This is a genomic window from Alteromonas nitratireducens (assembly GCF_040812025.1).
Classification (GTDB): Bacteria; Pseudomonadota; Gammaproteobacteria; order Enterobacterales; family Alteromonadaceae; genus Alteromonas; species Alteromonas nitratireducens.
Genome location: NZ_JBFNPK010000015.1, coordinates 1 through 11,994, shown reverse-complemented (window position 1 = coordinate 11,994; position 11,994 = coordinate 1). Strand labels below are relative to the sequence as shown.

The following is an 11,994-nucleotide window of genomic DNA, read 5'->3' as shown; positions in this document are numbered from 1 at the left end:
CGCCTGTTAAGTGAAAACGCTTAGTTCTGACTGAGTACCTGTGCAATCGCGCTGGCAGGCTGATAGCCGGGCACCAGTGAGCCATCAGGCAGGATAATGTTGGGCGTACCATTCACGCCCAGACGCTGTCCCAGTCTGTACTGTTCCGCGACGGTATTTTTACAGCTTGCCGACGGCACTGACTCGCCCGCCTTCGCCTCGGTCATGGCTTCCTGCGGATCCTCGGCACACCAGACGGAGACCATATCCTCATAGGTTTTGCTGTCCAGACCAGCGCGCGGGAAGGCCAGATAACGCACGGTAATACCAAGATCATTGAACTCTTCGATTTCCGAATGCAGCTTGCGGCAGTAGCCGCACGTGATGTCGGTAAACACGGAAATCACGTACTTTTCATCCTCGGCCGGAAACGTCACCGCGGTGTCGGCGTACTTCTGCACACCATTAATACGCATTGTTGTCAGGGTTTCTTCTGTTTCATTGCGCATGCCTGCGTCCATATTAAATACCCTGGCCTGCAGCAGGTATTTACCGTCATTACTGACATAAAACAGACCGCGGCTGGTGGATACCTGATACAGGCCCTCAACCGGCGACTCGGCAACGGCATCAACCGCAAAGCCAATGGTGGACTCAATTTTCTTTTCAATTTCTGCTGGCGACTGTGCGGCCTGGACCAGCGACGATGCCAGGAACATCCCGGCTACAAAAGCAATGGCTTTCATTCGACTTACTACCTCTAGCGTCTTTACAGCGTCCGGCTCTCATCTGAACCGAATCGCATTTATGCGTTTTATCCTATCATACCGCGCTGATGAGCACAGTGTCCGTTCATCGCGTTATCCTGCGTCCTGGCAGGGTATGGTGTTTTGTACCCAATTAGCCGCGTGGGTGATGATGCGCAATCAGCGACTGCAGTCTTTCTGTTGCAACGTGGGTGTAAATTTGCGTCGTTGACAGATCTGAATGCCCCAGCAACATCTGTACGACACGCAAATCTGCACCATGGTTCAGCAGGTGTGTGGCGAAAGCATGGCGTAGTGTATGTGGCGACAACGACTGCGTGATGCCGGCTTTTTTGGCGTAATACTTGATCCTGTGCCAGAACGTCTGGCGGGTCATTTGCTGCCCCCGCTTGCTCACAAACACCAGTTCGCTGGGCTTTTTCAGCAACGCGGGGCGAGCCTCTTTCAGATACCGCGTCAGCCACTCAATAGCATCTTCCCCGAAGGGCACCAGGCGTTCTTTGTCGCCTTTACCTGTGACCCGCACCACGCCCTGCTGCAGACTTATCTGGTCAAGCCGCAAACTGACCAGTTCGGACACCCGTAACCCGGTTGCATACAGGACCTCCAGCATACATTTGTCACGACACTCGAGCGGATCGCCGGTCTCTGGTTCAGCCAGCAACGCATCCACGTCATCTTCGCTTAACGTCGATGGCAGCGATTTGGGCACTTTTGGATTGGTCAGCACGGACACCGGGTTATCAATTCTGACCTGCCGGTCAATCAGAAAGGCGAAAAACGCGCGCAGGGCGCTTAAAAAGCGCTGCGTGCTTCTGGCCGACAATCCCTGTTCATGACGGTGCTGAAGGTAATCCGATACCGAGGTCGTCGTCGCTCTGGCAATGTCATTCAATCCCTGGTTATTACAAAACACGGCAAATTTGCTGAGGTCACTGCGGTAGCTTTTTTGTGTATGTTCTGACAGTCCCCGCTCAAGCCACAACATCTCGATAAACCCATCGATATGAGACTGGCTGGCCGCAGGGACGAACGTAAATTGTTTTTTTGCCATCAGAATCCGCGCCGGCTTTTTATCAGCTCATAGGCAGACTGAATATCCTGCGCTTTGGCTTTGGCGATTTCCATGGCCTCCTTAGGCAGCCCTTTCGATACCAGCTTATCCGGGTGGTGCTCGGCCATGCGTTTACGGTACGCCCGCTTAATGACTTTTTCATCGTCTGACGCAGAAACACCAAGGATCCGGTAAGCATCATCAAGCGTTTGTTTTTCTGTATAGGCCGCGCGCTGTCGGTGCTGCTGACCTGCCTGCCCGCGCTGCCGAAAACGCAGTTCAGCTTCATACATGGAGATAAGGTAGTCGAGATCACGGCGTCGAAACCCGAGCGGCCGCGCCACTTTTTCCAGAACATTGTATTCCTGCTGCGACAAGTCACCGTCGGCAAACGCCGCCTGAATCAGGATCTCCAGAAAGACTTGCAGAATGTCGCGGCGGCCATGGCAGGCATCGTGCAGACTTTTTAATGTATCGATGATGGGAAAGTCTCTGTCTTTGCCTTCCCTGAAGGCTTCCTGCGCCTCGCGCCGGGCCTGCGCAGACAGGCGCATATCATCCATCAGCGCCGTGGCAATCTGAATTTCCCGTTCGGTCACCTGACCGTCTGATTTTGCCAGATGTCCCAGGGCAGCAAACAGGCTGTGAAAAAAGACCGCCTGTTGCTTGAGCTTTTCCTGGTCAGAAAAAAAGCGTCCAAAACCACCTAACTGACTAAAGTCCTGACTGTATGCACGGTCGAAGAAATGCCCGACCAGCAACCCCAGAATTGCGCCGGGGATCTTAAGAAACATGAAACCAAAAATGAAACCGAGGATTTTTCCCCACATCGGCATGCCATCTCTCCTGAGGCGTTGAAGTTTGGTGTAGAAAGAATGACTTTTGACTATACCCAAACGGACCCGCCAAGAGAAGACGGAGTTTCTCTGGCTGACCGCCACCGCGGTAATAAAATGTGCAAATTGTTCGCTTAACGGTTGGTAAATGCGTCATTAATGCTTAGAATTACGCACTTATAATAAAGCGGCCATTTTTTAAGAACGCAAGGCACGCAAACCTGACCCGATAAATGGGCAGCAACCTCGTTTGTGTCACCAGGCGCGTATGGCACAACGCTGACAGCAGTTTATTAATACAGGCCACTCTTCATCGCATGAAAAAAACCTGCGCTTCATTGTTTACGTCAGTGTCGGCTGTGACCGGCTTTGCTGCGTTCCTGACTTTATCAGGAACCGGTGTTGCGCGCGCACAACAGACACCCAATGATGCATTGCCATTGTGTCAGGTTGAGCCCGTCAGTTTTTCCAGTGCACAACTTATGCCTAAGGGACATGTGAAAGTTGAGGCGGCCAGAACCGAAATTATCGAAAACCAGCTGGCGTTATTTTCCGGCCAGGTCGATATCACCTCCGATGCGGCGATTATCCGCGCACAAAAAGCACAGGTGAGCGACAATGGACGTAGTCTGGTAGCAGAAGGTGATGTTACTTATCAGGATGCCCAGCTAAAAGTAGACAGCGATGCGGTCCGGCTGAGCTCAGATGACGAACGCTTTCAGATGATCAATACGCGTTATCAGCTGACCGGCTTTACCGGCCAGGGCGCCGCCAAAGAAATTCTGCTCGACACCCGTGAGGGGGTCCGGCTTAACGATGTCAGCTTTACTACCTGCCCGGCCGGCAGCGAAGACTGGATCATCAGGGCCAGTGAAATCAGCATCGAGAAAGGTACCGTCTGGGGCCAGGCCAAGAACACCCGCTTTTATATTGCGGACGTCCCGGTATTCTATTTGCCCTATTTCGCTTTTCCCATCAGCAATCAGCGCCAGACCGGCCTGCTGTTTCCTGATGTCACCAGCTCAAGTTATACCGGTGTCGATTACACCCAGCCATTTTACTGGAACATGGCGCCAAACTACGACATGACCATTGCACCCAGAGCGATGAGTCTGCGTGGTATGCAGCTAAAAACTGAATTCCGCTACCTGACGTCATCCAGCTTTGGTCAGATTAATCTTGAGTACCTGCCCAGCGACAACGATATTGCCACGTCACCGGACCGGTATTTCTATCGGTTTACACACCAGGGCAGCCTGTCAGAAAACTGGATCCTTGGCGTCGACTTCAATGGCATCAGCGATGACAACTACATCGTCGATCTCGGCTCGGACTTTTACAACCGGTCTGACACGCACCTTTATCGCACCGTTAACCTGGACTATTTTGCCGAACAGCTTCAGTTTACCGCCCGTATCCGCGACTTTGAGGTTATTGGCAACAATCCGGACAGCTACCGGGCGCTGCCGGAGCTGTTACTGAGTTATAACAAGCCGTTGGGCGAGCTGATGGAATTCAGGATTGATTCTGAGCTGGCCTATTTCGACAATAAGAATGCCAAGGCCCCCACGGCGACGCGCTTGCATATTGCACCGACCATTGCGCTGCCCTATCAGCGGCAATGGGGTGAGTTAACTGCCGAAGCGACGTTACTGAATACCTATTATTATCAGCAAAATACCGAAGGCACACCGCTTGAAGAGGAAGTTACCCGCACGCTCGGACAGGCGCGTGTTTTCGGTGCGCTGTATTTTGAACGCGATACCACCTGGGTCAGCGACAACATGACGATGACGCTCGAACCAAAGTTTCAGTATTTGTACACCTCGTTCGAGGACCAGTCAGCGATTGGCATGTATGATTCTACGCCGCTACTGACTGATACCGAAGGGTTGTTCCGGGGCCGCGAATTTACCGGGCTTGACAGAATCAGTGACAACAACCAGATTACCCTTGGCGTGACCACCCGCTTCCTTGATGAAGCGGAACGGGAACATTTTGTACTTAGTCTGGGTCAGATATTCTACCTTGACGATGGCCGTCTGAATGCCGCTAACCGCGACGATGATGACAGGTCGGCTCTGGCTGCGGAACTTGACTGGCGATTCGACAACAGCTGGTACCTGCACTCTGAAGTACAGATCACCACGGATACCGATAAAGTTGAACGAAGCAGCATGTCGGTTGAATACCGCCTGGATGCCAAACGACTGATTCAGTTAACGCACCGTTACGTCAGAGAACTGTCAGGGGAAACCATTGGACAGGTTGGTCTGTCGGCCAGCTGGCCAATTAACGCCAACTGGCAGTGGGTTGGCCGGGCTTACAGGGATATTGAGCGTAGCCGAACAATAGAAACGTACTTTGGGATTGAATACGAATCCTGTTGCTGGGCAATCAGACTGGTTGCACAGCGACACCTGAACAACCGCTATGACGCCACGGGTTTACAATCGCTGAACGCGTACGACTCTGGGATATCATTGCAGTTCCTGTTCAAAGGCATGGGTAGCCGCGGTCGAACCCGGAGCATGCTGGAAGATGGCATGTTTGGCTACCGCCAGCCATATAGTTTAAATTAGTCGCCTGCGTACCGTCGCGGGTAACAACACGAATTAACCAACAAAAAGAGTGATTATGAAGTTCATTATTCAGGCTATGTTGTTGGGAGCGTTAATCGCGTTCTCAAGTGTCGCACAGGAAGTCCGCCTGGACCGCGTAGCAGTTATTGTTAATCAGGGCGTAATTCTGGAAAGTGAAATTCAGGAGCTGATCCAGGAAGTCAAACAAAAAGCCCTGGACGAAGGGCAGGATCTGCCATCCGATCGCGCATTGCGCACTCAGGCGATCGAGCGCTTAATTGCGAAGAGTCTGCAAATGCAGATGGCCGAGCGCATGGGGATCCGTATCAGTGACCCGCAACTGGAACAGACCATTTCAGGGCTTGCCGAAAGCCAGGGTGCGACCATGGATGACCTACGCCGTCAGTTGCAGTTAGATGGCATTGCCTATGAGGATTATCGCGAAAACGTGCGCGAAGAAATGATCATTGGCCAGGTTCGTCGCGCAAACGTACGTCGCCGTATTTATATTACCGAACAGGAAGTCAACACGCTGGTTGATCTGATTGAACAGCAGGGTGCAGAGCAGGCTGAATACCGCCTGGGCCATATTCTTATCGGTTTCCCACCGGAGCCAACTGACGCCGACATTGCCGATGCGCGCGCGCGTGCAGACCGTGTTCTGGAGTTACTGAACACGGGCTCAGATTTTGCCAAGATTGCGATCGCTTCGTCGTCGGGCAGTGAAGCACTCGAAGGCGGTGACATGGGCTGGCTGAACATCAATGCCATGCCAACCCTGTTTGCCGAGGCAGTACAGGACAAAGCCAAAGGCGAACTGATTGGCCCAATCCGCAGTGGTGCCGGTTTTCATATTCTGAAAATTCAGGATACCCGGGGTATTGAAAAAGTGACGGTGGAAGAAGTGAATGCCCGCCACATTCTGATCCCGCCCTCCATTATTCTGAGCGAGGACAAAGCCCGCTCCATGCTGGAAAAATTCCGCGAACAGGTGCTTGCTGGCGAAGCTGACTTTGCCGAGCTGGCCAAGGAGTACTCTGAAGATCCGGGGTCTGCCCTGAAGGGCGGCGTACTTGGCTGGTCCGATCCCGAACGCTACGTGCCTGCGTTCAAGGATGCACTGGCAAAGCTCGAGCCGGGTGAATACAGTCAGCCTGTCCGCTCCGTACATGGCTGGCACCTGATTCAGCTGCTGGACCGCCGTATTGACGACGCCACAGATAAACTGAAAAAAGACAAAGCCTATCAGCTTATTTTTAACAGAAAATTCAGTGAAGAAGCAGAAACCTGGCTGCGTGAAATGCGCGACTCTGCCTACATTGAAGTGTTAGACAGCTAAGCAGATCACGCATGGACACACCATTAAAGATTGCTGTAACCCCGGGAGAGCCGGCCGGTATCGGGCCGGATCTGCTGGTGATGATGGTGCAGGAGCGCTGGCAGGCACAGCTTGTGGCGTTTGCCGACGGCGCGATGCTGCAAGCCAGGGCGGAGCAACTGGGACTGCCGCTGACATTAACGCCGTTTGACGCATCAGAAACCCGCTTACCCGAACCTGGTGAGCTTTTTATCCGTCAGATTGACATGGCCGTACCTGCCACACCGGGCGAACTGAACAGTGAGAACGGTCATTACGTTGTGGAAACCTTGCGCCAGGCCTGTGAAGCCAATATGGAACAGGGCTTTGACGCAGTTGTGACCGGTCCGGTTCATAAGGGGATCATCAACAAGGCTGGCGTTTCTTTCAGTGGCCACACCGAGTTTTTCGCGCATCAGTCCAACACCATGGATGTTGTCATGCTGTTGTCTACTGAGGGGCTGAACGTGGCGCTGGCGACCACCCATATTCCGCTCGAATATGTATCCCGGGCGATTACCCGCGAGCGACTGCACAAGGTCATTCACATCATCAACACCGATTTGAAGCTGAAGTTTGGTATTCGTAACCCGCATATCTTTGTGTGCGGACTGAACCCGCACGCGGGCGAAGACGGGCACATCGGCACCGAAGAAATCCGGGTGATAACGCCGGCACTGGATGAATTAAGAGAAGAAGGCCTGCGCATTACCGGCCCATTACCTGCGGACACTATTTTCCAGCCCAAATACCTGATTGACGCCGATGTCGTGCTGGCCATGTACCATGATCAGGGACTACCCGTTTTAAAGTATAAAGGGTTTGGGGCGTCAGTGAATATTACTCTGGGTCTGCCGTTTATCCGTACTTCTGTTGACCACGGCACCGCCCTTGACCTGGCGGGGACCGGCGATGTGGATCCCGGAAGTTTCAGAAAAGCATTGGAAAAAGCCATCGAGCTTGCACATCATCAACAATGAGCAAAACACATTTAGGGCATACAGCCCGCAAGCGTTTCGGACAAAACTTCCTGCACGATGATTACATCATCGGGAAAATTGTCAGTGCGATTAACCCAAAGCCGGGGGAAAACCTGGTAGAAATCGGTCCGGGCCTGGGTGCCCTGACCGATCCGGTCTGTGAAGAAACCGACAAACTGACGGTCATCGAACTCGACAGGGATCTGGCCAAACGACTGCGCCATCATCCGTTTCACGGCGACAAACTCAACGTGATTGAGCAGGATGCGCTGACTCTGGATTTTGCTTCACTGGCGACCTCCCTGCCCGGCAATGCCAAACTCAGGGTATTTGGTAATCTGCCCTACAATATTTCCACACCGTTGATGTTTCACCTTTTTGATTATGCTGATGTCATTCAGGATATGCATTTCATGCTGCAAAAAGAGGTGGTAAACCGACTCGCGGCGGGCCCGGGCTCTAAAAATTACGGCAGGCTGTCAGTCATGGCCCAGTATTACTGTCAGGTTATGCCGGTGCTGAATGTGCCGCCGGGTGCCTTCAAGCCACCACCGAAAGTGGACTCAGCCGTGGTCAGACTGGTGCCCCATCAGACACCGCCGGTGGATGTACACTCCGTCACCATGCTGGAACGTATTTGTGCACAGGCCTTTAATCAGCGCAGAAAGACCATCAGAAATGCCCTCAAAGACAGCCTGAGTGAGGATGCGATCCGAGCCTGCGGTATTGACCCGGGTGCCCGCGCCGAAGCGCTCTCGCTTAACGATTTTGCCACGCTGGCAAACTGTGCCAGCGCTCAGGAGCAGACCGGAGACAGGGCGTGAGCGCCGAAGACATTGTTATTGATGTCGAAACCCGGCATCTGCCTGACCACCTGACCGAAAAGCCCAATCAGTATGCCTTCGCTTATCAGGTCACCATCAGCAACCGCGGCACCGTCCCGGTTCAGCTGCTTTCCCGCTACTGGCTGATTACCGATGCCGATGGCAAGAAAACAGAAGTTCAGGGTGACGGCGTGGTCGGCAAACAGCCGGTTATCGCTGCAGGTGACAGTTACCAGTATACCAGCGGCGCTGTACTGGACACGCCACTGGGTATCATGCAAGGCTACTACGAGATGACCGACGAACACGGCGACACCTTTCGTGCTCCTATTGCACCATTCCGGCTCGCCGTACCTTCAATGATTAACTGATAGGAAGCGCATGCCGTCACAGTCTCTGATCATCGGCGATATTCAGGGCTGCTATAAAGGCTTAAAGCAGTTACTGAAAAAGGCGAAATTCAACCCAGACACTGACCGATTGTTTGCAGTGGGTGACCTGGTTGCCCGCGGCGAGGATTCGCTATCAACCCTGCAGTATCTGTCTGATCTTGGCGACGCCTTCACCTGCGTGCTTGGTAATCACGACTTACATTTACTGGCAATTGCCTGCGGTCTGCGGCAGCCCAAAAGCAGTGACCGGCTGGACGCGCTGTTAAAACACGCCGAGCGTGACAGGCTGATCACCTGGTTACGTCACTTTCCCCTGGCCAGGCAAATTACTCCCACACTGACCATGGTACATGCCGGGCTGTATCCGGGATGGTCGACCCAAACCCTGCTGCGCTGCTCTGCCGAGGTGGAAGCACAGTTACGCAGCGATGGCTGGGCAGATATGCTGACCACCATGTATGGCAATGAACCCAGTCACTGGGATGATACACTGGAGGGCACGGACAGGCTGCGTTTTATCATTAACGCCTGTACTCGTATGCGCTTTATTACCGGGGACAACGGGCTGGAATTTACCAATAAAAACTCCCCTGCCAGCGCGCCCACCGGACTGACCCCCTGGTTTAACGTACCGAACCCACAACTAAACGAAGACGAGGCCATTGTGTTTGGTCACTGGGCTGCGCTGGAAGGCAATACCAGCAACGCGCGATTTATTGCACTGGATACCGGTTATGTGTGGGGCAACCGCATGACGGCGCTGCGAATAGAGGATAATGCTCGCATACAGATTACGGCATGATCCGATGTCCTTCACCGGTACAGGATATTCCTGTACAAGATCGTTTTTTTTGCCGACACTTAAGGTATTAATAATTCTGACGATACTATACTTTGACGATGTAAGAACGTCGCCAGAGTATTAGCCGGCTAATATTCACCTTGCTACCAGATAGCGCTATATTTTACCTGCCCCGGCGGGTACTATTAGGTTGAAAAGAACAAGAATGCATCAGGAGTTCCGATGAAAGTTACAATAGCGATGCGGGTTATTGGAGGCTTTGTTGCGATCAGCTTGCTGCTGATCTTCATCAGCGCCGTTTCCCTGTATAACCTGAACTCCGTTGGCAATGCCACCGAAGAAGTCAATACCGTCGCGCTTCCCACGCTGACTGAAAGTAGTGGCCTGAAGGCCAGCTTCCTCAATATGGGCAGGCTGACGTTTGAAGCGTACATTGAGGAGTCGCTCAACGGACTGGAAGAGAAGTACACCAGCTATTCACAAAGCCGCGAAACCTTCGACGCCCAGTACTCACGGCTGGCCTCAGCGGTAGCCAATGACCCGGAACTCAAAAAATCCCTATCCAGCGTTAAGTCCTCCTATGATGATTATGTCGGCAATGTTGAAAACATGTACGACAATCTGCGTTCATTCATGAGCCTGAGAAACGGCATTGATGAAAAGCTCGGTGAAGCCGAGGATAACGCAGACGACGCATCAACCTATATTCTCGATTTTTCTGATACTGATGCAGTAAGACGTAATCCGAAGTTGCAGGAAGCCGCCCAGATCGGCAGTCAGCTTGAAACCTCGCTGTTGTCATTACTCACGGTATCGTATGAGTATGTCAAAACTCAGACACTGGTTCGGTCAGATACCATCGGCAACGAGGTACAGCTGGTTGTGGACAAAGTCTCCGGCCTGCTGTCAGACATGATGGCCGCTGCTGATGGCCAGGATTCTACCGGCATGCTTGGTGACATCAATGATATGGTCAGCAATGCGCTTAATGCCATTACCGCGTCAAACGGCGTAGTTCAGCTACATAAAGACCGCCTTGCCAATCGCAATGCGGCCGAAGCTGCGCTGAATGCATCAGATAAAAATATCACCGAAGCAACAGCGGAACTTGAGCGTCTGCTGTCACTGGCCGATGCCAAAGCCGCAGAGATTGATGAGCAGGTTAAGTCAAAAGTTACCAGCAGCACCGTGTTCGTTGTAATTGTTGTTGTGATTTCCGTTGCAATTGCCGGGTTTATCGGCTTTGTGACGGTACGGGCAATAACCCGTCCGCTTTACCGTGTTAATGAGCTGCTGAATATCGCCTCCTCCGGTGATCTGACACATTCACTGGATGATTCGGCACAGGATGAATTTGGTCAGCTGGCGCGCAACTGTAATAAGCTGATTGGCAACCTCAAAGAGCTGATTGCCGGCATTAACGCGCGTGCAGACCAGCTGGCGGCAGCGTCTGAGGAAACCTCAACCGTTACCACGCAGGCAACACACAGCATTCAGAACCAGAAATCACAAATTGCCCAGGTAGCCACAGCAACCACAGAGATGCATTCTACCTCTCAGTTGGTAATGCAGAACGCTGAAGATACCCTTAGCCAGATTCGCCACGCAGATAAAGAAGCAGAAAACGTGCGCAGTATCTCACTGGAGAACAAACGCACCATTGAAACGCTGGCGCGCGATGTGGAGGATGCCGCTGAGGTCATCAACAAGCTGCATCAGGACAGCGCCAGCATTGGCGGTATTCTGGACGTTATCCGTGGTGTTGCTGACCAGACTAACCTGCTGGCACTGAATGCGGCTATTGAGGCTGCACGTGCAGGCGAACAGGGTCGCGGCTTCGCCGTTGTTGCCGATGAGGTGCGTACGCTGGCCAGCCGCACGCAGGAATCGACGCAGGAAATTAATGCGATGATTGCTGTGCTGCAGGAAGGTGCTGAACGTGCCGTTGCCGTAATGAATCAGGGCAAGGAGCAGACCGCACTGTGTGTTGAACAGACAGACAAAGCCACCAAGGCACTGGATATTATTTCCGATGCCGTGCACAAGGCCCATGACGTCAGTTCGCAAATCGAACAGTCAGCCCGCGAGCAGAATACCGTTTCTCAGGAAATCAGTGAGAAGCTGGAAACCATTGTGGGTATTGCTGAAGAAACCACGTCCAGCGCGCAACAGACCTCAGAGTCGAGCAACGAGGTGGCCCGCCTGGCTGACGAACTACAGCAATCAATTCGCCAGTTTAAAGTGTAAAATCACGCCAACAATCGTAAAAAAGCCACCATTTCGGTGGCTTTTTTGTTTGTTTTGACCCGTCCTAAATAAAGTTGACACTTTCCAGCTTCTTTTTGGAGAGTGTAATGAATACAAGTACTAAACGAACTCAGCGGGATTATTCACTGGCCTTTAAACTGGCGGTTGTCGACC

Annotated in this window: 10 protein-coding genes; 7 read left to right on the top strand and 3 right to left on the bottom strand. The window is 52.6% G+C overall.

Annotation, left to right across the window (positions count from 1 at the left end):
* Nucleotides 1-20: 20 nt before the first annotated feature.
* The 3 genes from dsbC to djlA form a co-directional block, all read right to left on the bottom strand.
* The gene (gene dsbC / locus AB1N33_RS12760) at nt 21-725 is read right to left on the bottom strand and encodes a bifunctional protein-disulfide isomerase/oxidoreductase DsbC (protein WP_411271945.1); all 705 of its coding nucleotides are present in this window, start codon (nt 723-725) and stop codon (nt 21-23) included.
* Nucleotides 726-879: 154 nt separating this feature from the next.
* A complete protein-coding gene (gene xerD / locus AB1N33_RS12755) occupies nt 880-1,800 on the bottom strand; it encodes a site-specific tyrosine recombinase XerD (protein WP_411271944.1) in 921 nt (306 codons plus the stop codon).
* Nucleotides 1,800-2,636, bottom strand: a complete 837-nt coding sequence (gene djlA / locus AB1N33_RS12750; RefSeq protein ID WP_411271943.1) for a co-chaperone DjlA — start codon at nt 2,634-2,636, stop codon at nt 1,800-1,802. The genes xerD and djlA overlap by 1 nt, the downstream gene beginning before the upstream one ends.
* Before the next feature lie 317 nt (nt 2,637-2,953).
* Here djlA and AB1N33_RS12745 point away from each other — a divergent pair, with 317 nt between their 5' ends.
* The 7 genes from AB1N33_RS12745 to AB1N33_RS12715 all read left to right on the top strand — a co-directional run bounded on the left by AB1N33_RS12745 (nt 2,954) and on the right by AB1N33_RS12715 (nt 11,820).
* Nucleotides 2,954-5,218, top strand: a complete 2,265-nt coding sequence (locus AB1N33_RS12745; protein ID WP_411271942.1) for an LPS-assembly protein LptD — start codon at nt 2,954-2,956, stop codon at nt 5,216-5,218.
* 55 nt (nt 5,219-5,273) lie between these two features.
* Nucleotides 5,274-6,557: a peptidylprolyl isomerase SurA gene (surA, locus tag AB1N33_RS12740; protein ID WP_411271941.1), complete on the top strand. Its 1,284-nt coding sequence runs from the start codon at nt 5,274-5,276 to the stop codon at nt 6,555-6,557.
* Between the two features lie 11 nt (nt 6,558-6,568).
* The gene (gene pdxA / locus AB1N33_RS12735; RefSeq protein WP_411271940.1) at nt 6,569-7,555 is read left to right on the top strand and encodes a 4-hydroxythreonine-4-phosphate dehydrogenase PdxA; all 987 of its coding nucleotides are present in this window, start codon (nt 6,569-6,571) and stop codon (nt 7,553-7,555) included.
* Nucleotides 7,552-8,379, top strand: coding sequence for a 16S rRNA (adenine(1518)-N(6)/adenine(1519)-N(6))-dimethyltransferase RsmA (gene rsmA / locus AB1N33_RS12730; protein ID WP_411271939.1), 828 nt, complete (start codon nt 7,552-7,554; stop codon nt 8,377-8,379). Before pdxA ends, rsmA begins: the two co-directional genes overlap by 4 nt.
* On the top strand, nt 8,376-8,750 hold the full coding sequence (gene apaG, locus AB1N33_RS12725) for a Co2+/Mg2+ efflux facilitator ApaG/CorD (protein ID WP_411271938.1): 375 nt from the start codon (nt 8,376-8,378) through the stop codon (nt 8,748-8,750). The genes rsmA and apaG overlap by 4 nt, the downstream gene beginning before the upstream one ends.
* Before the next feature lie 10 nt (nt 8,751-8,760).
* Nucleotides 8,761-9,573, top strand: coding sequence for a symmetrical bis(5'-nucleosyl)-tetraphosphatase (locus AB1N33_RS12720; RefSeq protein WP_411271937.1), 813 nt, complete (start codon nt 8,761-8,763; stop codon nt 9,571-9,573).
* 222 nt (nt 9,574-9,795) lie between these two features.
* Nucleotides 9,796-11,820, top strand: coding sequence for a methyl-accepting chemotaxis protein (locus tag AB1N33_RS12715; RefSeq protein WP_411271936.1), 2,025 nt, complete (start codon nt 9,796-9,798; stop codon nt 11,818-11,820).
* Nucleotides 11,821-11,994: the final 174 nt, after the last annotated feature.